Source organism: Kitasatospora sp. NPDC048545, assembly GCF_040651155.1.
GTDB lineage: Bacteria > Actinomycetota > Actinomycetes > Streptomycetales > Streptomycetaceae > Kitasatospora.
In genome coordinates this window covers 92,303-113,679 of record NZ_JBEZIQ010000029.1, presented here as the reverse complement: position 1 = coordinate 113,679, position 21,377 = coordinate 92,303, and the positions used below count along the sequence as shown (strand labels likewise).

General features: G+C 71.9%; 17 protein-coding genes. 8 read left to right on the top strand and 9 right to left on the bottom strand.

Annotated features, from left to right (window positions below; genetic code table 11):
* Positions 1 to 17: 17 nt before the first annotated feature.
* Complete coding sequence (locus AB0D10_RS26225; RefSeq protein ID WP_360260787.1) at positions 18 to 815, top strand: hypothetical protein; 798 nt, start codon at positions 18 to 20, stop codon at positions 813 to 815.
* A gap of 636 nt (positions 816 to 1,451) precedes the next feature.
* On the opposite strand, the gene AB0D10_RS26220 is transcribed toward AB0D10_RS26225, so the two are convergent.
* On the bottom strand, positions 1,452 to 2,303 hold the full coding sequence (locus AB0D10_RS26220) for an NAD(P)H-binding protein (RefSeq protein WP_360260784.1): 852 nt from the start codon (positions 2,301 to 2,303) through the stop codon (positions 1,452 to 1,454).
* A gap of 125 nt (positions 2,304 to 2,428) precedes the next feature.
* The gene (locus AB0D10_RS26215) at positions 2,429 to 3,310 is read right to left on the bottom strand and encodes an SDR family oxidoreductase (RefSeq protein ID WP_360260781.1); all 882 of its coding nucleotides are present in this window, start codon (positions 3,308 to 3,310) and stop codon (positions 2,429 to 2,431) included.
* Between the two features lie 88 nt (positions 3,311 to 3,398).
* On the opposite strand from AB0D10_RS26215, the gene AB0D10_RS26210 reads away from it, so the two are divergent.
* Both AB0D10_RS26210 and AB0D10_RS26205 read left to right on the top strand, forming a co-directional pair.
* Positions 3,399 to 3,977, top strand: coding sequence for a helix-turn-helix domain-containing protein (locus tag AB0D10_RS26210; protein WP_360260778.1), 579 nt, complete (start codon positions 3,399 to 3,401; stop codon positions 3,975 to 3,977).
* 366 nt (positions 3,978 to 4,343) lie between these two features.
* Positions 4,344 to 5,990, top strand: a complete 1,647-nt coding sequence (locus AB0D10_RS26205; RefSeq protein WP_360260775.1) for an amino acid permease — start codon at positions 4,344 to 4,346, stop codon at positions 5,988 to 5,990.
* A gap of 486 nt (positions 5,991 to 6,476) precedes the next feature.
* On the opposite strand, the gene AB0D10_RS26200 is transcribed toward AB0D10_RS26205, so the two are convergent.
* Both AB0D10_RS26200 and AB0D10_RS26195 read right to left on the bottom strand, forming a co-directional pair.
* Positions 6,477 to 7,160 (bottom strand): response regulator transcription factor, encoded by a 684-nt coding sequence (locus AB0D10_RS26200; protein WP_360260772.1) that lies wholly within the window; start codon positions 7,158 to 7,160, stop codon positions 6,477 to 6,479.
* Positions 7,157 to 8,509 carry a sensor histidine kinase gene (locus AB0D10_RS26195; RefSeq protein WP_360260769.1) on the bottom strand — a complete coding sequence of 451 codons (1,353 nt, stop codon included), beginning with the start codon at positions 8,507 to 8,509 and terminating at the stop codon, positions 7,157 to 7,159. Before AB0D10_RS26195 ends, AB0D10_RS26200 begins: the two co-directional genes overlap by 4 nt.
* Between AB0D10_RS26195 and AB0D10_RS26190 the strand changes: the two genes are divergently transcribed.
* On the top strand, positions 8,508 to 9,254 hold the full coding sequence (locus tag AB0D10_RS26190) for an ABC transporter ATP-binding protein (RefSeq protein ID WP_360260766.1): 747 nt from the start codon (positions 8,508 to 8,510) through the stop codon (positions 9,252 to 9,254). The genes AB0D10_RS26195 and AB0D10_RS26190 overlap by 2 nt on opposite strands.
* A 145-nt stretch (positions 9,255 to 9,399) precedes the next feature.
* Entirely contained in the window at positions 9,400 to 11,745 is a 2,346-nt protein-coding gene (locus tag AB0D10_RS26185) for an FtsX-like permease family protein (RefSeq protein ID WP_360260763.1), read from the top strand.
* A gap of 450 nt (positions 11,746 to 12,195) precedes the next feature.
* Here the strand turns inward: AB0D10_RS26185 and AB0D10_RS26180 are convergent, their stop codons facing one another.
* The 3 genes from AB0D10_RS26180 to AB0D10_RS26170 all read right to left on the bottom strand — a co-directional run bounded on the left by AB0D10_RS26180 (position 12,196) and on the right by AB0D10_RS26170 (position 15,216).
* Positions 12,196 to 12,870, bottom strand: a complete 675-nt coding sequence (locus tag AB0D10_RS26180) for a TetR/AcrR family transcriptional regulator (protein WP_360260760.1) — start codon at positions 12,868 to 12,870, stop codon at positions 12,196 to 12,198.
* A 229-nt stretch (positions 12,871 to 13,099) separates the two neighbouring features.
* Positions 13,100 to 14,326 carry an MFS transporter gene (locus tag AB0D10_RS26175; RefSeq protein ID WP_360260757.1) on the bottom strand — a complete coding sequence of 409 codons (1,227 nt, stop codon included), beginning with the start codon at positions 14,324 to 14,326 and terminating at the stop codon, positions 13,100 to 13,102.
* Entirely contained in the window at positions 14,323 to 15,216 is an 894-nt protein-coding gene (locus AB0D10_RS26170) for a pirin family protein (protein ID WP_360260754.1), read from the bottom strand. The genes AB0D10_RS26175 and AB0D10_RS26170 overlap by 4 nt, the downstream gene beginning before the upstream one ends.
* A gap of 190 nt (positions 15,217 to 15,406) precedes the next feature.
* Between AB0D10_RS26170 and AB0D10_RS26165 the strand changes: the two genes are divergently transcribed.
* On the top strand, positions 15,407 to 15,979 hold the full coding sequence (locus AB0D10_RS26165) for an NADPH-dependent FMN reductase (protein ID WP_360260751.1): 573 nt from the start codon (positions 15,407 to 15,409) through the stop codon (positions 15,977 to 15,979).
* A gap of 989 nt (positions 15,980 to 16,968) precedes the next feature.
* Here the strand turns inward: AB0D10_RS26165 and AB0D10_RS26160 are convergent.
* Together AB0D10_RS26160 and AB0D10_RS26155 are read right to left on the bottom strand one after the other, a co-directional pair.
* A complete protein-coding gene (locus tag AB0D10_RS26160; RefSeq protein WP_360260748.1) occupies positions 16,969 to 17,691 on the bottom strand; it encodes a phospholipid scramblase-related protein in 723 nt (240 codons plus the stop codon).
* A gap of 446 nt (positions 17,692 to 18,137) precedes the next feature.
* Complete coding sequence (locus AB0D10_RS26155; RefSeq protein ID WP_360260745.1) at positions 18,138 to 18,797, bottom strand: hypothetical protein; 660 nt, start codon at positions 18,795 to 18,797, stop codon at positions 18,138 to 18,140.
* A gap of 516 nt (positions 18,798 to 19,313) precedes the next feature.
* On the opposite strand from AB0D10_RS26155, the gene ctaD reads away from it, so the two are divergent.
* Positions 19,314 to 20,987, top strand: a complete 1,674-nt coding sequence (ctaD, locus tag AB0D10_RS26150) for a cytochrome c oxidase subunit I (protein WP_360260742.1) — start codon at positions 19,314 to 19,316, stop codon at positions 20,985 to 20,987.
* Positions 20,984 to 21,373 carry a cytochrome c oxidase subunit 4 gene (locus AB0D10_RS26145; RefSeq protein ID WP_360260739.1) on the top strand — a complete coding sequence of 130 codons (390 nt, stop codon included), beginning with the start codon at positions 20,984 to 20,986 and terminating at the stop codon, positions 21,371 to 21,373. The genes ctaD and AB0D10_RS26145 overlap by 4 nt, the downstream gene beginning before the upstream one ends.
* Positions 21,374 to 21,377: the final 4 nt, after the last annotated feature.

The following is a 21,377-nucleotide window of genomic DNA, read 5'->3' as shown; positions in this document are numbered from 1 at the left end:
GAAAGGTTCACCACCAGATGGCCGACATCGAGGACACCCCACCCGCGACGCAGCCGCTGCCGACCGCCGCGTCCACCCGCGTCCTGCCGGGGCAGCCCACCCCGGCCACCCTCCCCGACCCGGCGGACCTGCGCCCCGCCGGCCCCACCCGGCGGTGGACCTGGCTGCTCGGCGGCCTCACCGCCGGGGCCGGCGCCGCCGCCCTCGCACTGAGCCTGGCCGCCAACCTCGTCGACCCGGCACCCACCGCCGCGCCGACCACCGCGGCAACCGTCCCCGGCGCGCCGTCCTCCTCCGGTCCGGCCGCCCCGACTACCCCGACTACCGCGCCCTACACCACGCTGGTCGACGGCTGCGCGCTGCTGCGCCCGGAGACGGTCGAGCGTCACATCAAGGGAGCCACCTGCACCGCGCCGCCGCCCGCCGGTGGTGCGACCACGTCGAACGCGACCTGGACGAGCAAGGCCACCGGCTACGCCGACGCGCAGGTCGTCGTCACGCTCTCCCCGAACGCGGAGACCATCTACCAGCAAATGCTGACCACCAGCCGGACCACGGCGACCAGCACCGGCGCGAAGATGACCGACGACCGGGCCGTTCCCGACCTCGGTGGCAAGGCGACCCTGCTCTACATCTCCTACAGCGGTTTCGGCCACGTCGAACTCACGGTGGTCCAGCGCAACGCGCTCGTCACCGTCAGGTACTCTGCGCTCACCTACTCCGGCCTGACCCTCAAGGACGTTCCCAGCGACACCGCCGAGGCAGCCGCCATCGCCTGCGCCAAGGACGCGCTGGACACGCTCACGACTTCGTGAACCCCCGGCCTGGACCTGCGCATCCGCCCGCTCGCTGCCACCCGGCCAAGCAGCAAACCGCAGGCAGGCCCGGCCGCGGCAGTGGCGGCGGCGGTGTCGAGGACCGTACTCGGCAGCGGGTGCGGGTGGTCTCGGTCATCGATGTGGTCCTTCCGGGTGACGGCCGAGGCGGGAGGGCGCCGCGGACACTCGGGAGTGGAACGTGACGACCCGGCGCAGGCCGGGGCCGGCGACCGCGCGCAGCACCGCGGTCTGCAGGGCGAGACGCGGGGGTGGCCCGGCGCCACCACCTCGGAAACCTCGGCGGAGCGGGAGTAGGCCTCACTCCGGCTCCGGGCGGTTGCCGTCCACCACCACTGCTGGACGGCAACCGCCCGGAGCCGGTACGACTGACCCCTGCGGCTCGGCGGGCCGGACGCCTCAGAAGGGGGCGTGCGGGCCCAGGCGCCAATCCGCCGGCGAGGCGGCCGGGGACGTGCCGGGGGACGAAGATCGACACGGTCGACCTGTTCTGCGCGTACCGTGACGGCATGGCCGGGTGGGTGCGCCGCTGCGCATTCCACCGCTGTGACTGGGGTGGGGGAACCCGGGTGCCGGGCAGGCCGGGGCCCTGTGTGGCTGGTGGGCAGGACGAGGTCAGCGGAAGTCGTCGGCGTGGTCGACGGCCCACTGGGCGTAGGTGTGTGCCGGAGCACCGGTGATCTTTTCGGCGATGACGGAGGTCACGGCCGCGACGCCGTCGGCGGCGGACCACTGGCTCACGATCGTCTCGGCCACGACCGGATGCATTGTTCTGGCGACTTCCGCGCGGGCCTGCTCGTCGGAGATGCGTTCGACCCGGATGTGACGGCCGATGGCCTCGCCGATGTGCTCGACCTGGCGTCGCAGGGTCAGGGACTCGGCGCCGTGGATGGTGTAGGCCTGGTGCGAGTGGCCCGGTTCGGTCAGGGCGGTCACCGCCAGCGCCGCGATGTCCTTCTCGTGTACCGGTGCCGACTGTGCGAGTGGGTAGGGGAGGCGGACGGCGTTGCCGGTGCGGATCGATTCGGCCCACCAGGTGCGGGTGTTGGTCGCGAATGTCCCGGGCCTGAGGAACGTCCAGTCCATGCCGGAGCGTTGGACGGCCTGCTCGATCGTGCGGTTCAGGCGGGTGACCGGGTGGTGGGCGTCGGGGTCCAGGACGACCGACACCGACGAGAGCAGGACCACCTGCCGGATCCCCGCGGCTGTGGCCGCCGCGGTGACCTTCTCGATGTCGTAGGGCCTGTGGGGGTCGAGCATTCCGTACAGGAACATCTTGTCGGCGCCGTCGAGTGCTGCGGGCAGCGTCTCGGGGCGGTCCAGGTCGGCGACGACTGCTTCGCGCCCCGGTGTCAGGCCCGCGGTTGGGGTCCTGCTGACTGCTCTGACCTGCTCACCGGCGGCCAGCAGGCCGTCGGCCACATGACGGGCGACGTTGCCGCGGGCGCCGAAGACAACTGTCGGCATGATGGAACCTCCTGCTTGTTGTGGAGATGAACTGCCGCCTTGGCGCGGGTGGTTCGAGGTGTGTCGCTGCCGCGCGGGAGGGGCGGACCGGTGCCGGCGGGTCCGCCCCGATCGCCGGTCGCCGGTCAGGGCCGGATGTTCTCCAGGTCCTCCAGGAGGCCGGGGTGCTGCGGCTGCCAGCCGAGTTCCTGCCGGGTGCGGGTGCTGGACGAGGGCTGGTCGGCCTTGAAGATCGGGCCGAGCGGGCCGTAGGTCTCCTCCGGCACCGACTCGACCGGCAGGCCCAGCCGTCGGCCGATGACGGCCGCGATGTCCCGTACCTCGTCCCCCTCGTCGGCCACGGCATGCCAGGCGGTACCGGCCTGTGCCTGTTCCAGGGCGAGCCGGAAGAGCACGGCCGCGTCGAGCGCGTGGACGGCGGGCCAGCGCTGTGCGCCGTCGCCGGGGTAGCCGGAGATCCTGCTCCGGCGTGCGATGTCGGTCAGCAGACCGGCGAACCCGCCGGCGCCCTCGTTGTGGACCGTGCGCGGCAGGCGTACGGACGTGCTCCGGACCCCGCGCGAGGCCAGGCCCAGAATTGCCGTGACCGTGCGGCCGCGGCCGCCGACCGGCCCGTCGGTGGGCACCGGGTCGGCCTCGGTGGAGGCGCGGCCAGGCACCCAGGGCGTACCCGAGACGGTGACCAGGGGGCGGTCACTGCCGACGAGTTCCTCGCCGAGGGTGGTGAGGGCGGCGGTCTCCTCGGCGACGTTTCGGGCGAGGGCCTCGGGGCTGCTGAAGTCGTTGCCGAAGGCCAGGTGGATGACGCCGTCGGCCTGGGCGGCGCCGGAGCGCAGGACGTCCAGATCGGCGAGGCCTCCCCGCAGCGGTTCGGCGCCGGCTGCCTGGGCGGCCTGTGCGGAGGCGTCGGAGCGGGCGAGTGCGAGGACGGTGTGGCCGTTGCCGAGGAGTTCGGCGACGACGGCGGAACCGATCAGACCGGTGCCGCCGGTGACGAAAACGCGCATGGGAAAGCCCTCCCAGAAGTGATGGGACTCTTGTCCCATCACTCTAGCAGGGTGATGGGACAAGAGTCCCATCGCATATGCTGAACCCATGAGTCGATGGGAACCAGGTGCGCGTGAGCGCCTCGTCGTGGCTGCGGTCGACCTGTTCACGGAGCAGGGATACGACGCCACGACGGTCGCGCAGATCGCCGAGCGTGCCGGGGTCACCAAAAGCACCTTCTTCCGGCACTTCCCCGACAAGCGCGAGCTGCTGGTCGCCGGGCAGGAGACGCTGAGCCGGCTGCTGGCCGAGGGGATCGCCGACGCACCCGGTGACGCCAGCCCGCTTGAGGCAGTCGCTGCCGGCCTCGAACGCGCCTCGACCGCGATGGGCCCCGGGAGCCGCGAACTCGCCCCCCGCCTGAAGGCGGCCGTCGCCGCCAGCGCCGAGCTTCAGGAGCGCGACACCCTCAAGACCGTCAGCCTCGCGGCCGCGATGACAACCGCTCTGGTCGCCCGCGGCGTACCCGATCCGACCGCGGCTCTCGCGGGCGAGCTGGGCGTCCTCGCTTTCAAACGGGGGTACGCCGAATGGGCCGAGGACGACCGCGGCGCCGAGGACGACCTCGCCGGGTACACCCTGGCGGCCCTGAACGAACTGCGCGCGGCGAGCGCATCGCTGGGCTGACCGGACGAGCCCCGTCCAGCGCCGGCCCGGTGGACGAGAAGCAGACCTCCTTCAGGCCGGCCCGGTCCTCTCGTTCAGGGTCGAGGGGTGTCGGGTGAGCCGGCCGGTCACCTGCCGCACCGTCGGCGGCCGCGGCGGCGCACCGACCGGAGCCCGGCGGAGGGCGGCGCCGCCGGACGTCTCGGCCTTCCGCGGCCGAGACGGCGCGACGCGGTCGGCCGCCGACGGTGCGGAGCCCGGCCGATGGGCGTCCGCGCTCCGGTCGGCGGGTGTCCACGCCTCGGTCGGACCGGCCGGAGGACTTGATCACGACGGGTGGTCGGGGCGAGGATCTCCCCCGGTTGGATCACAACGGGGGGAGCCGTGATGTCCGAAGACCGGTCGGTCAGTCGTGGGCTGAGACAGCGCCACATTGCCATGATCGCGCTGGGCGGTGCGATCGGAGCCGGGCTGTTCGTCGGCTCCGGCGTCGGGATCGCCGCGGCGGGGCCAGGGATCGTGGTGTCGTACGTGGTGGCCGGGGTGCTCACGGTGCTGGTCATGCGGATGCTCGGCGAGATGTCCGCCGCCCGCCCCGGCTCCGGGTCGTTCTCCGCGCACGCCACCCGCGCCTGGGGGCCGTGGGCCGGGCTGCTGGCCGGCTGGATGTACTGGGCACTGCTGGTGGTGAGCGTGGCGGCGGAGGCGATCGGGGCGTCCCGGATCGTGGTGGGATGGCTGCCGCAGGTGCCGGCCTGGGTGTGGGTGGCGGCGTTCATGGCGCTGTTCACCGGGACGAACCTGGCGGGCGTACGGCACTTCGGCGAGCTGGAGTTCTGGTTCGCCGGGGTGAAGGCGGCCTCGATCTGCGCGTTCATCCTGCTCGGCGCCGCCGCCGTGCTCGCCGGCCGGACGCCGGCCGCGGAGAACCTGACCGCGCACGGCGGCCTGCTGCCGCACGGCTGGCACGGGGTCGCGGTGGGCACCGTCGCGGCGGTGTTCGCGTACGGCGGTCTGGAGACGGTGACCATCGCCGCCGCCGAGTGCGAGGACCCGGTGGCCGCGGTGCGCCGGGCAGTGCGCACGGTGCTGTGGCGGGTGGCGCTGTTCTACGTCGGCTCGATGGCGGTGATCGTCGCCGTGGTGCCGTGGGACGACCCGGCGGTCGCCGGCGGCCCGTACGCGGCGGCGATCGGCCGGATCGGGGTGCCGGGCGCGGCGCAACTGATGAACGCCGTCGTGCTGGTGGCCCTGCTGTCGGCGATGAACGCCAACATCTACGGCTCCTCACGGATGCTGTACGCCCTCGCCGCGCGGGGCGACGCCCCGCGTCTGCTGACCGGCCGCGGCCGGTCGGCCGGACGCGGCGGTGACGGCGCGGCCGGAGACTCGGTACCGGCCGGCTCTCCGGCTGCCCCGGCCGGGACCGGCCGCGCCGTGCTCGCCTCGGCCGCGTTCGGCTTCGCGTCGGTGGTGCTCAGCCTGCTGTGGCCGCGGACCGTCTTCCCGTTCCTGCTGAACTCGATCGGGACGGCGATCCTGGTGGTCTGGATCCTGATCGCCGCTTCCCACCTGCGGCTGCACGGGCGGCGGCAGCACATGGACGGGCCGGAGCAGCGGGGGTTGGAGCAGCAGCGCGGGCCGGATCAGCAGCGGGGGCCGGAGCAGGAGCGCGGGCTGCAGCAGGCGGCCCCGATGTGGGGCTTCCCGTACCTGGGTTACCTGGCGCTGGCGGCGATGGCCGGGGTGCTGGTGTTCATGCTGGTGGACCCGGGCAGCCGCAGCCAGGTGCTCTGCACCGGCGCGTGGACAGCGGTGCTGCTGCTGGTGGCCGGGGTGCGGCGGCGCCGTCGCGGGCCGGAGGCCGATCCGGCCGCGACACCGACAGCCGCCACACCGGCCGCTACTCCGACGACCGCCACACCGACAGCCGCGGCGCCGACGGCTGCTCCGACAGCCGACGCACCGGCCGCGACGGCGGCCTCGGTCACAGGGCCCGCCGTCGCCGTGGTCACTGAGCTTGCGCCATCCTGAACGGGCCTTCAGGTGGGCGCGCAGCAGGTCGGCGGCGTAGTTGAGGGTGTTCGAGGACAGCGGCAGCGCGCACTGACATACCGGACAGACGGCGTCCCCGGGCTGCTTGTTGTTGTTCACACCAACTCGATGAGCGCCGGGACGCCCCTTACTCGCGGCCCCGCAGGCCACCCCACTTTGGGATGATCTCAGTGTCCGCATAATCCTGAGTATGCGGGAGACCGCAACGGCGGCCCGGACGCCCACCGCCGTTCCGCGCGACATCGCCGACTGTTCGGCATCTTCGCCTGCCGTGCAGGTCAGGGTTCGTTTCGCGGCCCGCGGCCGAGCGTGATCGGGTAAGGGACTCCATCGGGACGTCTCAGAAGGCGATCGTGAACCGGCCGTCAGCGAGTTTCCGCAGCCAGGCCCGGTCTGCCGGCCGGTTCAGCTTCGCCCGCAGCGGCTTCGCGATCGTTCTTCTGATCCTGCCCCTACTGTCTGCCCCTACCGTCTACGCGGCACGAGTCCGGCCTCGAAGGCGATGATTGCGAGGTGGACGCGGTCCCGAGCTTCGAGCTTGGCGAACAGCCGCGCGACATGCGTCTTCGCGGTCGCCGCGCTGATCACCAGCCGCTCGGCTATCTCAGCGTTCGACAGTCCCTGTCCGACCAGTGCCAGCACCTCGCGCTCCCGGTCGGTGATCCCCGCGATGGGACTCGAGTCCGCGGCGGGCCCGGCGTCCGGTTCGGGGGCCGCGGGGCCGGACGTTCCGGCGAAGTCCGCGATCAGCCGTCGGGTCACGCTCGGCGCGATCAACGCGTCGCCCGCGGCCACCACGCGGATCGCTTCCAGGATCGCGTCCAGGGCCATGCTCTTGAGCAGGAATCCGCTGGCCCCGGCGCGCAGTGCGCCGTAGACGTACTCGTCGTGGTCGAAGGTCGTCAGCACCAGCACCTTGGGCGGGTCCGGCTCGGCGGTCGCCTGTCGGGTCGCCTCGATCCCGTCCACGTCCGGCATCCGGATGTCCATCACCACGACGTCCGGCCGCAGTTCACGCACCAGGCGCACCGCCTCGCGGCCGTCGCCGGCCTGGCCGACCACCTCCAGGTCGTCGGTGTCGCCGATCAGGATCCCGAGCCCGAGCAGCATCAGCGGCTGGTCGTCGACCAGCAGTACCCGCACGCTCATGCCGGGAGCCTCGCAGCCACCCGGAATCCGCCCTCCGGACGCTGGCCGGCGCTGAACTGGCCGGACAGCAAGGTCACCCGCTCGCGCATGCCGAGCAGGCCGAAGCCGCTCCCGCCGGCCGTCGCCGAGTTCCTCGGACGGCCCGGCCCGCCGCGACCGTCGTCCCCGTCGTCCACCACCTCGATCGTCACCCCTTCCGGCTCGTAACCGACCGCGACCCGGCACGTCCGCGCCCTGGAATGCCGTACCACGTTCGTCACCGACTCCTGGATGATCCGGAACGCCGACAGTTCGATCTCCGGCGGCAGTGGACGCCGCTCGCCCCGCCAGGTCACATGAACCCGCACCCCGGCGCCGGCCGTGCGATCGGCGAGCTGCGGGACGTCGGCCAGGCTGCCGGCCGGCGCCAGCGGTGCGGCCTGCGGCATGGCGTCGTCCGGCTCGGCGCGGCGGAGCGCCCCGAGCATGCGCTGCAGCTCCAGCAGCGTCTCCCGGCCGGTGGTCTCGATGCCGGTCAGCGCCTGCCGCGTCTGCTCGGGCTTGGTCTCCACGACCCGCGCCGCCGCTCCCGACAGCACCGTGATGATCCCGATGCTGTGCGCGACGCTGTCGTGCAGCTCGCGGGCGATCCGTAGCCGCTCGGCCATGACGACGCGGGCCGCGGTCTGCTCCTGCAGGGCTTCGAGGTATTCACGGCGTCTGCGATACACCCCCCCGAAGACCCACGCGACCGCGAACCACAACGCGAACTGCCCGGCCCACTGGGACGCGTCGCCGACGTTCTGCCCGCGGTCGTGGATGTTGTTGACGAACGCGGCCGCGACGGCCGCGACGGAACCGACGGCGGCAGCCTTGGGCCGCCGGACAGCGAGGTACCCGCCCAAGCCGACGAGCAGGACGAACACGATCAAGGGCCGCGCGTCGAAGGCGTCGCCGAGGACTGCTTCGCCCAGGACCGCCGCGAAGACCGTCGCCGGCAGACGGCGCACCAGCAGAACCGGCAGGGCGAGCACGACGCAGAGACCGAGAATCTGGAAGCCCCCGAGGTCGGGGAACCGGAACAGGCCGTTGTAGTGCGCCGAATTGGGCAGCATCGTCAAGGCGAGAGTCAGCGCGTACAAGCAGGCGGTGGCCAGCACCACGGCCTGTGACATCAGCCAGGTCACCCGCTTCGATGTCGAGAGACGCTGGAGAAGCTGTTCCATACGGAGATCGTATTCAGTGGCGTCGGCTCTGCGCGTCGCCCCGGGGATGTACGCCGGATACGCCCCCGAGCCGATGGCCCGGGAAGTGGTGTCATCCGCCGGCCGACGCGGTGGATCGTGGTCCGTTCCTAGGTTCATGGTCATGACGAATGCTCCGATGATCGATCTTCGCGACACGACAAAGAAGTACGACGACGGCCCGCCCGCACTGGCCGGCGTCACTCTGTCCGTGGCGGCTGGTGAGTGCGTGGCGATCCTCGGCCATTCCGGCAGTGGCAAGTCCACGCTGCTGAACCTGATCGCGGGTCTGGACAAGCCTTCCAGTGGCACCGTGACCGTCGACGGCACCCGCGTCGACCAGCTCGGCGAGGCCGGTTCGGCGAAGTACCGCCGGGCCTCCATCGGCATGATCTTCCAGTTCTTCAACCTGCTGGACGACCTGACCGTGTTGGACAACGTCATGGTTCCGGCGCAGCTGGCCGGGATGGGCAAGGGCGAAGCGAAGCGGCGGGCCATCGAGCTGCTCGACTCGCTGGGCATCGACCGGCATGTCAAGGGCTATCCGCAGCGGCTGTCCGGCGGGGAACGGCAGCGGGTGGCGGTGGCCAGGGCCCTGATGAACAAGCCGGCGCTGCTGCTGGCCGATGAGCCGACCGGCGCGCTGGACTCGAGCTCGGCCGAGGACGTGCGCGAGCTGCTGCTGGACCTGAACAGCGAGGGCCAGACCATCCTGCTGGTCACCCACGACGTGCAGCTGGCCGCGAGCACCGCGCGCCGCACGATCGAGTTGGTGGACGGCGCGGTCGAGCGGGACGTCATCAACGACGGCAGCGGTGCCGGCCTGGCCGCCCACACACCCCTGACCGGTCCGGCGGGAGAGGTCCGATGACACTGCGCAAGCCGCCTACGCCCTGGCGCGTCTTCGAGGTCGGTTTCCGGGCCGTGGCCCGCCTGCTGCCGGCGGTGAGCCGGTGAGCGCCCTGGGCAAGGTCGTACGTTCCGGCGTGGGCCGCCGTCGGGTCCAGTCTCTCGTCATGGCCCTGACGACGTTCGCCGCGGTGACATCCTCAGTACTCTCCCTCGGTCTGCTGACTGTCGTGCAGGCCCCGTTCGAGCACGCTTTCAGTGCTCGGAACGGGGCGCACCTGGCGGTCCAGTTCGACGGCTCGAAGGTCACGGCCGCGCAGGCTGCCGCCACCGCTCACGCCGCCGGCGTCACCGAGGCGGCCGGGCCGTACCCGGTCGCCGCCGCCCTGGACACGACGATCGGCATGGACTGCTCCAAGAAGGATTGGGCCGGTCACGACAACGGTCCGATCACCGTCACCACCCGGCCCGACCTGGGCAGCACCTCCGGGATGGACCAGCTGGCGCTGACCCAGGGGCGCTGGCCGACGAGCCCGGGCGAGATCGCCCTGCCGTGGCAGCACTATGCCGCCGACTGCTTCGGCGATTCGGTGGTGTTCTCCTCCCTGCCGGGCAAGCCGTCGTTCAAGGTCGTCGGCTTCGCCGGCTCGGTGACCGACAGCGCGACCGCCTTCGCCACCGCCGACGGTTTCGCGCGGCTCACCGCCGCCGGTGCCAAGTCCGACGAGCAGATGCTCTACCGGTTCGCCAAGGCCGGGACCGCCGCCGACATCGCCACCGACAAGCAGGCGATCGCCGCCGCCGCGCCGGCCGGCGCGGTCGAGGCCGGACAGTCGTACCTGACCGCGGAGCAGCAGGCGACCGGCAACGCCAAGGCCTACGTGCCGTTCCTGATCGCCTTCGGGATCCTCGGGCTGTTCATGTCGGTGCTGATCATCTCGATCGTGGTCAGCGGGGCTGTGGCCTCGGGAATCCGGCGCATCGGGATTCTGAAGTCGTTGGGCTTCACCCCTTCGCAGGTGGCCCGCGCCTACACCGCGCAGGCCATGATCCCGGCGACACTCGGCCTGGTACTCGGCACGGTCTTCGGCAACCTCCTGGCCGTGCCGATCCTGGACGGGGCCACCAAGCAGCTCGGCGCGGCCAGGGCCACGATCCCGTTGTGGGTCAGCGCCGTGGTGCCGCTGGGCACCCTGCTCATCGTCGGCGTCGCGGCTCTGATCCCGGCACTGCGGGCCGGCCGGATGCCGACGGTGCGGGCCCTGGTGGTCGGCCGCGCCCCCAGAGCCGGGGGCGGTCAGGCGGCGCAGCGTCTGGCCGCGCGGCTGCCGCTGCCCCGGGCCATGTCGTTGGGGCTGGCCCAACCGTTCGCCCGGCCGGCCCGGGCCGTAGTGGTCGGTGCGGCGGTGCTGTTCGGCGTGGTGAGTGTCACGTTCGCGGTGGGGCTGGAGACCGGGTTCAACAAGTACCTGGACGTCAGCACCTCAGGCTTCAACGTCGGGTCGGAGTTCGTGATACCCACGGCCGACGTAGGCGTGCCCTGGGGTCTCTACGGCCCCAACGACCCGCGCAACCCGCACCTGGACGCCGCCGAGGTGGCCGCCGCGCTCGCCGGGATCCCGGGCACGAAGGCCGCGTTCGGCTTTGGCGAGAGCGGCGCGACCATGGTCGGCGCCCCGCCCGGCGGCGAACCGGCGAAGGTGTTCACGGTCACCGGCGACTTCTCCTGGACGAACATGGAGCTGCTGTCCGGCCGCTGGTACTCGGCGCCCGGCGAGGCCGTGGTCGGCGACAAGCTGGCCACGGCGGTGGGGATCCACGTCGGTGACGACGTCGCCGTGGTGCAGCAGAACGAGCAACTGTCGCTGAAGGTCGTCGGCATCAACTTCGACACCAACCAGGGCGACTACACGGTCATGACGGATGCGGCCACCTTCACCGCCGCCGGTCTGACCCCGCACATCGACCAGTTCAACGTCGAGCTGGCCGACACCGTCAACGAATCGGACTGGTCCACCTCGGCCGCCGCCGCGCTGACCCCGCTGAACGCCTCGGTCCAGCCGAGCACCGGTGGGGGCAAGAACATCGTGGTGATCACCATGGGCGCCCTGGTGGCCACGCTCACGCTGATGATGATCGCGGTCGCCGCGCTCGGGGTGCTGAGCATGGTGGTACAGGACACCCGGGAGCGGGTTCATGACCTGGGGATCCTCAAGGCCCTCGGGATGACGCCCAAGCAGACCATTGCGATGGTGCTGACCTCGGTGTCCCTCACCGGCCTGATCGCCGGGCTGATCGGGGTCCCGCTCGGGGTCGCGGTGGAGAAGGCGACGCTGACCCCGATGGGGAACGCGATCGGCCGGCACCTGCCGCCGAGCGTGTCCCACGTCTACACCGCCGGGCTGCTCATCCCCCTGCTGGCCGGCGGGATCGTGATCGCCCTGCTCGGGGCACTGCTGCCGGCCGGCTGGGCGGCCCGGTCGCGGACCGCCACCGCGCTGCGGACCGAGTAGGACCGAACAGGACCGAGCAGAGCCGCTGGTCGCCGCGGCAACGGCGGTGCTGGGCACTGCACGGCGCGGCAACAACGCCAATGCCGACCTCCCCCGGTTGATGCCCTCGGGAGGTCGGCATTCCGGCGTCTTCCCTCAACACAGAGGCGTGAGAGGCACCCGGCATGGCGGGCAGCGTTTTCGACCTGTGCTCGATCGGCATCGGCCCGTAGAGGTCACAGACAGTCGGCCCGATGCGCGCGGCCCGGATGTTCGTCAAAACCTGGCGGATCCTCACCAACTCCGCACCGATCCCGCCCGCGCCACCAACCTCCTGCGCGCCCTGCTCGTCCCGGCGAACCTCGTAGTCAACCGATCAAGGCCCGGGACAGCCGCCCACCGACTGCACGAACACCTACGAACCCTGCCACACCACCACGGCTGATCAGCCATTTCCAAGGTGGTGGATCTTCACTGCTCCCGCGCGTACCGCGCCAGGAACAGGTCGACCCCGGAGCTGATCATCCGGTGCATCCCGGCCTCGTCCAGTTCGGCCTCCGGGCTGAACGTCCGCACCAGCTGCGGCACGCCCACCGTGCAGGCCACCAGCTGCTGCACGGCCAGCGCCGGGTCTTCCACTACGAGCACGCCGCGGCGGTCCAGTTCGGCGAAGGCCTCGATCAGCGGGCCGTTGTTCATGTCGTAGCTGACCCGGTACCAGAGCTGGCCCAGCTGCGGGAAGCGGTCGATCTCGCCGATCACCAGGCGGCGCAGCGACATGATGTCGGGGCGCAGCAGGATGCGGGTCCAGTCGAGGGTGAGGGTGATCAGCGCGGAGCGCAGGTCGTCGGCCTCGGCGATGGTGGAGTTCCACGGCTTGAGGTCCTCGTAGGTGGTGGGCAGGACGCCGCCGATCACCGCGAGGAAGAGCCGTTCCTTGTTGCCGAAGTGCTTGTAGATGGTGGCCTTGGAGACGCCGGAGCGGGCGGTGATGGCGTCCATCGAGGCGGCGGAGTAGCCCTCCTTGAGGAACTCGGCGAGCGCGGCGTCGATGATCGCCTGCCGGCGCCGCTGGGCGGCGTCGACCGGGGTCGGGATGATCGGGATGCCGAACTCGTCGGTCGGCTGGGGGCTGTCGGCGGCCATCGGGGTTCTCCTCGGGGTGCTCGGGCGGAGACGGTACGGGCCAGTATAGGAAACTGAACGGTTCGGTCGATGCGGTGACACCGGGACCGTAGGCAGGTGGCGCCGGGACGGGCGGTAACCCCGTCGGCGTGCGGGAGACCCGGCGGCAGCCGGCGGCACTCGGCGGCATGTGGCGGGCGCCCGGCTGTGCCCCCGCTGTGCGCCCCGCGGCCCCCGGCCGTGCGCCGGGTCAGCGCACCAGCGAGGCGACGTACGAGCCCAGCCCGGCGATCCGCCCGCCGGACGCCGCCAGCTGCGGGCCGAGCGCCGCACCGAGCAGGAACACCAGGTTGAAGAGCCCGATCGCCTCCGGCCGCCGCTGCGGCGCCACGGCCTCGGCCCCCGCGCCGGTCAGGACGCCCTGGCCGCCCGCGTTGACGCAGGCGCTGGCCCCGGCGCCCAGCAGCACCAGCGGCGCCCAGGGGGCGAACGCGGCGAGCCCGAGTGCGGCGAACGAGACGCCGAGCAGCAGGCCGGCGGTGCGCCGCAGGCCCAGTCGGGGCGCGGCGCGCACCAGCGACCAGGAGAGCAGCGCGCCGGTCAGGGTGGCGAGCGAGCCGGCGGCGCCGGTCTGGACGGCGCTCCAGCCGGTCAGCGCGGCGGCCCGCCGCGGTGCGCCGTAGACCAGGCCGAAGTTGACGGTCGCCAGGACCAGCATCACCCCGGCGACGGCCCGGAAGCGCGGCACCGCCAGGGCGTCCAGGCCGAGGAACGAGCGGCTCGCCGCGGGCGCGCCCGCGCCCCGCGCCGGCTCCGGTCCGGGCCCGGCCGCCGGGCCGTGCGCCGGGCCATGCGCCGGTGCGGCGCACCCGCGCAGTGCGGCCGGCAGCACCGCCAGGGTCAGCACCGGCAGCACCAGGCAGGCCCGCCAGCCCAGCCCGGCCGCCACCGCCGCGCCGATGAACAGCCCGACGGTGCCACCCGCCGCGCTGCCGATCGCGACGACTCCGGAGGCACGTCCGTCCGGTTGACGCGCGGCCAGCTGGAAGGCGGCCACGTTGAACCCGGCCGCACCGACCCCCAGCAGGACGCGCCCGGCGACCAACGGGCCGAGGGCCGCCCCGGCGGCGAGCGTGACCAGCACGCCGAGCAGCAGCGCCCCCGCGGAGGCGAGCAGCAGCGCCCGGGGGCCGCGCCGCCCGGCGGTGCCGGTGAGCAGCGGGGTGCCGAGCATCATGCCGAGCCCGTAGCCGCTCATCAGCCAGGAGGCGGAGTCGAGGCCGGTGTGCAGCTCCCGCGCGATGGCGGGCAGGACGAGGCTCGGGCCGGAGAGTCCGGCCGCCCCCGGGACGGCGACCGCTGCGAGCAGCACGCCGGTCCGGAGCGACCCCCGTACGCCCCGGCCGGTGCTGCCCTCCGGCGGCTCCGCCGGGAGCGTGTCCGCCCCGGCCGCCGTGTCCAGCGCTCCCGGACTCATTCCGGGATCCTCCCGAACTTTCCGTTCGAGAAGTCGAGTTGGGCCTGCCGGAGCTCGGCCGCGGTGTTCATCACGAACGGGCCGCCGCGGGCCACCGGCTCGCCGATCGGCTCGCCGGCCAGGACCAGCACCTCGGCCGGGCCGTCCGGCGCGGCGACGGCGATCCGCTCGCCGTCGTGCGCCAGCACCGCGAGCCGGCCGTCCGACAGCGGCGTGTCGGGCAGTTCGACGGCGCCGGAGAGTACATAGACGGCGGCGTTGTGGCCGACCGGCACGGTGAAGTCGACCCGCCCGCCGGCGGGCAGCACGGCGTGCGCGAGCAGGACCGGCAGGTGCGTCTCGAAGGGTCCGGCCACGCCGTGGCTGCGGCCCGCGATCACCTTGACCCGGCTGCCGTCCTCGGTGTGCACCACCGGGATGGTGTCGGGCCCCTGGTTCTGGCTGCGGGCCGGGAGGTCCTTCAGCCGGGCGGGCAGGTTCACCCAGATCTGGAGCATGTGCTGGCGGCCGCCGTGGGCGAGCAGGTCGGCGGTCGGCTCGTTGGAGTGGACGATGCCGGCACCGGCGGTGAGCCACTCGACCTCGCCGGCGACGCTGGTTCCGCGCCGGCCGGTCGAGTCGGCCCAGTCCATCGAGCCCTCGATGAGGTAGGAGACCGCCTCGAAGCCGCGGTGCGGGTGGGCGGGGGCGCCCTTGGCCTCGCCGGGGGCGAGCAGCAGCGGACCGGTCTGGTCGACCATCAGGAACGGGTCGAGCATCGGCAGTTCGGCCACCGGGAACGGGCGGCGGACGGGGAAACCGGCGCCCTCGACGGTGTGCACGGGATCGATGACGGTGGCGGTCGAGCGGACGGGGGCGGCCTGGGCCGCGGCGAGCTGAGTCGTCGTCATGCCGAAAACTGAACTACACGAGCCAGTTCAGAGTCAAGACTGAACCGTCTGGTTGACGCATTGAACTGAACCGTTTAGATTTTTCGATGTCGGAACAACCGCCGGCCCAGCACCCGCACTGCCCCGCACCACCCGCCCTGCACCGGGCAGGCCAGCCACCACCCGCACCCACACCGCAAGGAGCACCGCCATGAGCGCGTCCAAGGTCTTCGCCATCTCCGGCTCGCTGCGCGCCGACTCGCACAACACCGCGCTGCTGCGCGCCGCCCGCAAGCTCGACCCGGCCGGCATGGAGATCGAGATCTACGACGGCCTGCGCGAGATCCCGCCGTACGACTACGACCTCGACCACCCCGGCAAGCGCCCGGCCGTCGTCGAGGACCTGCGCCGCAAGGTCACCGAGGCCGACGGACTGCTCATCGCCACCCCGGAGTTCAACTACTCCATCCCCGGCGTCCTCAAGAACGCCCTGGACTGGCTGAGCACCGACTGGACCAAGACCGAGGGCCTGCCGCTGCACCGCAAGCCCACCGCGATCATGGGCGCCGCCCCCACCAACTTCGGCTCCGTCCGCGCCCAGCTGGCACTGCGCCAGGTCTTCGTCTGGACCGACAGCGACGTCGTGGTCAAGCCCGAACTGGTCGCCTTCCGCTCGCACGAGCGCTTCGACGACGAGGGCGAGCTGACCGACGAGGGCACCGCCGGCATCCTCAAGGACCTCCTCACCGCCCTCCAGGGCAAGATCGACGCCGCCCGCGCCTGACGGTCCCGTCCGACACCCGGGCCTGACACCCCGGCCTGACACCCGGCCGACGCCCCATCCGGGGCCGTCCGCCCTCCGCCGTCCGCTGTTCACCCTCCGCCGACCGCACCCCGAAACCCGCCGCCCCCACGCGGCACGAAGCCCCGCCGAGCACCTGCCCGGCGGGGCTTCGCCACACCTGCGGCGCCCGTCGCCACAGGCGCCGGTGGCCGCTCGGCCGGCCCGCGCGCCGACCACCGTCACGGCCGGCCGATCCTCGGACGATCCACAGGAAACGGCCCACCCGCCGCAGGCCAGGTCCTTGGCAGGCAGCCGACCCGTGGTCAGGTACCGCGTGACGGCCGAGTCCGCCCAGGACGGGCCGTTCACCACCACGCGGCGGCCCTCACCACCGGTCACCGTGACCGTCCGCGAAATCGGCCGGCCGCTGACGCGGGCGCCGGCCGAAGCGGGGCGGCGGGTGGCAGCGGTGTCGCGGCACGCGGCGGCCGTGCCGGGCGGCGTCCGCCACACCGGCGGGGGCGCACCCCGGCCGTGCGACCGTCTCGGTGACGGCGCCTCGGTCCCGGTCCGGGAGGGCCGGGCACTCATGCGCCCCGAAAGCCCCGACATCCCCGACAGCCGGGCACTGCTCCTGGTGGGTGGCGACGCCAAGGTCGCCGCCACGGCGAGTGCGAAGGTGAGCTTGGCGGCTGCCGTTCCCTCCCGCTCGCCGACCGCCACGCCGAGCGACCCGGCGGGGCCGGGCCCGGCCGGCCTCCCCGAGCAGCCCGGCGGCCCCGGGGGGTTCCGACTTCCCCTCGACCGGGGCCCAACGTCGTCCTTGAGCTCGCCGCCGGTGCCGGCGCCGGGCTGCTTCTCGTCGGAGGGACCCTGGTCCTCGTACGGCACCGCCGCCGTACGAGGAGCTGAGCCGAGCACGGTCAGGGATGCCGCCGGGGAGCCGTAGCGGCCGACCGCCACGAGCTCCGGACACGTACGGTTCGCGGCTATCCGAGGCCGCGAGCGTCCTGCTTCAGCGCCGTGTCGACGGTCAGCGCGGTCGCCACGACAAGGCTGAGGAGCGGGTCGGTGAGCGGGCGGTGGATCTGGAGCACGTAGTTGTCGGCCGTGGTGAACATCGTCTTCGCCAGGCCTTCCCAGGTCTTGGTGATCCGGGCCACCTCGGTGTCCGTCTCGTCGACGATGGAGAAGTTCCAGGCCCGCCAGTTCTCCGCCTTGATGGCGCCGACCTTCCGGCCGCCGACCTCCAGCGCGAAATTGATCTTCCCGATGGCGTTCTGCTGGATGATCTGGCCGACCTCCTGGCCATTCGGATGCTGCACGATCACCCGCGACTTGATGAGCTTCGCCGGGCGGGTCAGCAGGAGCACCGGGGTGCCCTGCGCGTCACGGATCTCCAGTTTGTGGGTCAGGTACTGGTCGATGGAGAAGAGCAGCCGTATCACCTTGCGCAGACCGCTCTGGCCGACCTGGACCACCGAGCCCAGCGTGGCGCCCTGCTGGTCGAAGACCGAGTACTCGTTGGTCAGCTCGATCAGCTTGGCCTTCTGGTTCACCACCAGGACGGGCTCGGAGAAGAGGGTGCCGCCGCCACCGAGGACCGGTCCGACGCCTGCCTGCTGCCGAACCTGGCGCTGTACCTTGGCAGCGTCGCCGACCGGAGCAGCCGGCTGCCCGGGGAGACCGGGGGTGTTCGTGTTCTGGGACATGGCGGGCAGGCTAGGCCCAATCCACTGTGGGTAGCCAGATCGTTTCGAACGGCCCCGGGTTCGTTCGGGACTTCGAGTTGCGAACTGACCTGCAGGTTTGGGTGTTTGCGAACGACCGCCGACCGGTACGCGACGGTATGGATGTGGCTGATGTCACATCTGCTGGTCCCGTGCGGGCGACGGCCCGCCTCGGGGCAGGCCGTCCCGACTGTCGAGACTTGTCCGGAGCCATGCCCCGGACGTGCACGACCGACATGCATCCGACACGCCCTCAGGTCGTGGTGCGCGGCGGGCACGACGCCGGACCCCGGGCCGGAAACCGGGAGTCAGGAACCGGGAGCCAGGAACCGGAGGATGGCGACCCGTGGACGGCTCCGGCAGCCGATGGCCCACGACGAACCCGCGCGCTTCGAGGGGTCTCCCCGGCACATGCACGTCAACGCTGCTCAGCGGGGTTGCGAGGAGTCCTTGCGGAGAAGCTCCTCGGAGGTGCAACTCTGGTCGGGATCCAGCACCAGACAGATGTCGAAGCCTCGGCCGTCACGCTGGACCTGCGCGACGATGTCGCACCCGCCGGTCGCCCCCTTGCTGCTCGCCCAGACGTCGAACAACGCACCTTCGGTCGGCGAGGCATCGGCGTTGTTCGACGAGCCGTCCTGCCTCCAGAACTGCCATCTGCCGGCGGCCAGAGTCGAAGGGCACGTGTAGTCGGGTACCGCCTTGCGGATCCCACTCGCCGTCAGGCTGTGATCCGCCGACACGTGAAGTCTGGCGCCCGCCGCGTTGCTCCAGTCCCCGACCAGTTCGGCCTGTCGGATGGCGGCCGCTCCGCCGCCGGCGCCCGCGCACGAGATGCAGCCGAGGGCCACAAGCCCGAGGACCGCAGCCAGGCGTCCGAACAGCCGGTGGAGTCGATGCGCAGGGTCGGTCTTCCTGCTGCCCGGCCTCGGTGCCGCCGGCCGGCCCAGGTCGAACCCGCCCATGGCAGCGAGCATGATGTCCGTTCCCTCTCCATCGGTTTCGAGCGAGTCGATGGCCGGCGGGAAGCAGACGGCCGGCCGCCACGAGTACGGGGCTACCCTGCCACACTCCTTGAACGTGTTCAATTTTGGCCCGGGACGGGAGCCCCCGCCGGACGCGGACGATCGGGCGGGGGCTTGGAGCCGGGCCCCGGGCGGAGATCAGAACGTGGGTGGTGGCGGTGTGGTCGCGCAGGCCGTAGTTGCTGTCGTCGAAACACGCGAAGGTGGACGGGTGCCGTTGTCAGTGGCGCAACGCTCATCGGCTCACTGTTCGTCGGCGGCACCGCATCCGCCGAGGCGGTGCCCTTGCAGCACGTCGGCCACCAGGATCGTCCGCCCGCGGATGCTCCCGTTCCGACCCCGGCGGCGTCGGGGCCGGATCCGCTCCCGGTCTGGGACATCGGGACGCTGCGGCGAAGGGTCCTCAGAGGCCCCCTCCGCCGAGTCACCGGCTTTGATTCCACGCCCGGGCGCGGCCGCGCGGTCCTCGGGGTGAGCCGTCCTGGCCACCCCTGGCGGGTCACCGACACGAGGGTGACGTGTGGTGATTGCATGACCACTGACCGCGCCGGCCACCCCCAGCCCTTGAGGAGCCACCGTATGACGGGCACCATCGACGCCCCTCCGGCCGGGACCGCCGGCCCGAGGCTGAGAACCGGCCGGGCGGTGCTGCGCTGGCTGACCACCACCGACCACAAGGTGATCGGGAACCTGTACCTCGTCACCGCGTTCGGCTTCTTCCTGTTCGCCGGCCTGCTCGCCATGCTGATGCGCGCGGAACTCGCCAGGCCCGGGATGCAGTTGATGGACAACCAGCAGTACAACCAGCTGTTCACCATCCACGGCACGATCATGATGCTGCTCTTCGCGACGCCGACGTTCGCTGGGTTCGCCAACGCGGTGATGCCCCTGCAGATCGGGTCGCCGGACGTCGCCTTCCCCCGGCTGAACGCCTTCACCTACTGGGTGTACCTGCTGGGCGGGTTGACGGTCGTCGGCGGCTACCTGACCACCAACGGTGCCGCCGCGTTCGGCTGGTTCGCCTACGCCCCGCTCAACGGGCCCGTCCACAGCCCCGGCACCGGAGCCGACCTGTGGACCATGGGCCTGGCGGTGGCGGGCGTCAGCACGATCCTGGGCGCCGTCAACTTCATCACCACCATCACGTGCCTGCGGGCTCCGGGCATGACCCTGTTCCGGATGCCGATCTTCACCTGGAACGTCCTCTTCACCTCGATCCTGGCGCTGTTCGCCTTCCCGGTGCTCACCGCCGCGCTGCTCTGCCTGGAGGCGGACCGCAAGTTCGGGGCGCACGTCTTCGACGCGGCCAACGGCGGCGCGATGCTCTGGCAGCACCTGTTCTGGTTCTTCGGGCACCCCGAGGTGTACATCGTGGCGCTGCCGTTCTTCGGCATCGTGACGGAGATCCTTCCGGTCTTCAGCCGCAAGCCGGTCTTCGGCTACTACGGCCTGATCGGTGCGACGATCGCCATCACCGCGCTCTCGGCGGTGGTGTGGGCGCACCACATGTTCGCGACCGGCCAGGTGCTGCTGCCGTTCTTCTCCCTCGCGTCCTTCCTCATCGCAGTACCGACCGGGGTGAAGTTCTTCAACTGGGTCGGCACCCTGTGGAACGGCTCGCTCTCCTTCGAGACACCGATGCTCTTCTCCCTCGGGTTCCTGGCGACCTTCCTCCTCGGCGGTCTGACCGGGGTGCTGCTGGCCGCGCCGCCGATCGACTTCCACGTGACCGACAGCTACTTCGTGGTCGCCCACCTGCACTACGTGCTGTTCGGCACGGTCGTGTTCGCGACCTTCGCGGGGTTCTACTTCTGGTGGCCCAAGATCACCGGGAAGATGCTGGACGAGCGCCTCGGCAGGATCCACTTCTGGCTGCTGCTGCCCGCGTTCCAGGCCACCTTCCTGGTCCAGCACTGGCTCGGCGCCCAGGGCATGCCCCGCCGCTACGCCGACTACCTCGCGTCGGACGGCTTCACCACCCTCAACACCGTCTCCTCGATCGGCGCGTTCCTGCTCGGCGCGTCCACCCTGCCGTTCCTCTACAACGTCTGGCACACGGCCAGGTACGCGCCGAACGTCACCGAGGACGACCCCTGGGGCTACGGGCGCTCCCTCGAATGGGCCACCTCCTGCCCGCCGCCGCGCCACAACTTCCACGCGCTGCCGCGGATCCGTTCCGAGGGGCCCGCCTTCGACCTCCACCACCCCGAGCACTCACGGCAGGCCCTGGACGCAATGGAGGAGAACCGGTGAAGGCCGAGTCCTACCTGTTCGGCGGCATCGCCGCGTTCTTCGGTGCCGCCGCCGTCGTCTACGGCTACTTCGCGAGCGAGCCCGCGGGGAAGGCCGCCCTCGCGATCGCCTTCCTGATGTCGACGCTGGTCGCGTTCTTCTTCTGGGTCCAGTACACCCGCCGTAGTCAGCGCCCGCAGGACCGCACCGACGAGGAGATCGTCGCGGGCGCCGGTCCGCTGGAGTTCTTCGGACCCCGCAGCTACTACCCGGCGCTCACCGCGGCGGGGCTGGCCCTGTTCGGCCTCGGGGTGGTCTACGCCCTGTGGATCGTCCTGATCGGCGCCGGAGTGACGGCCGCCGGGGTCTTCGGCGCGTACTTCCAGTACGCCGGCAGGGAGGACTGAGACG

Excerpts from the sequence above, each read along its gene's own strand:
- AB0D10_RS26200 (WP_360260772.1), bottom strand. The coding sequence starts at position 7,160 with ATGAGCGTGCGGGTACTGCTGGTCGACGACCAGCCGCTGATGCTGCTC.
- AB0D10_RS26185 (WP_360260763.1), top strand. The coding sequence starts at position 9,400 with ATGGCCCTGACGACGTTCGCCGCGGTGACATCCTCAGTACTCTCCCTC.
- AB0D10_RS26225 (WP_360260787.1), top strand. The coding sequence starts at position 18 with ATGGCCGACATCGAGGACACCCCACCCGCGACGCAGCCGCTGCCGACC.
- AB0D10_RS26205 (WP_360260775.1), top strand. The coding sequence starts at position 4,344 with ATGTCCGAAGACCGGTCGGTCAGTCGTGGGCTGAGACAGCGCCACATT.
- AB0D10_RS26165 (WP_360260751.1), top strand. The coding sequence starts at position 15,407 with ATGAGCGCGTCCAAGGTCTTCGCCATCTCCGGCTCGCTGCGCGCCGAC.
- AB0D10_RS26170 (WP_360260754.1), bottom strand. The coding sequence starts at position 15,216 with ATGACGACGACTCAGCTCGCCGCGGCCCAGGCCGCCCCCGTCCGCTCG.
- AB0D10_RS26195 (WP_360260769.1), bottom strand. The coding sequence starts at position 8,509 with ATGACCATGAACCTAGGAACGGACCACGATCCACCGCGTCGGCCGGCG.
- ctaD (WP_360260742.1), top strand. The coding sequence starts at position 19,314 with ATGACGGGCACCATCGACGCCCCTCCGGCCGGGACCGCCGGCCCGAGG.
- AB0D10_RS26210 (WP_360260778.1), top strand. The coding sequence starts at position 3,399 with ATGAGTCGATGGGAACCAGGTGCGCGTGAGCGCCTCGTCGTGGCTGCG.
- AB0D10_RS26220 (WP_360260784.1), bottom strand. The coding sequence starts at position 2,303 with ATGCCGACAGTTGTCTTCGGCGCCCGCGGCAACGTCGCCCGTCATGTG.
- AB0D10_RS26190 (WP_360260766.1), top strand. The coding sequence starts at position 8,508 with ATGACGAATGCTCCGATGATCGATCTTCGCGACACGACAAAGAAGTAC.
- AB0D10_RS26215 (WP_360260781.1), bottom strand. The coding sequence starts at position 3,310 with ATGCGCGTTTTCGTCACCGGCGGCACCGGTCTGATCGGTTCCGCCGTC.
- AB0D10_RS26175 (WP_360260757.1), bottom strand. The coding sequence starts at position 14,326 with ATGAGTCCGGGAGCGCTGGACACGGCGGCCGGGGCGGACACGCTCCCG.
- AB0D10_RS26180 (WP_360260760.1), bottom strand. The coding sequence starts at position 12,870 with ATGGCCGCCGACAGCCCCCAGCCGACCGACGAGTTCGGCATCCCGATC.
- AB0D10_RS26160 (WP_360260748.1), bottom strand. The coding sequence starts at position 17,691 with ATGTCCCAGAACACGAACACCCCCGGTCTCCCCGGGCAGCCGGCTGCT.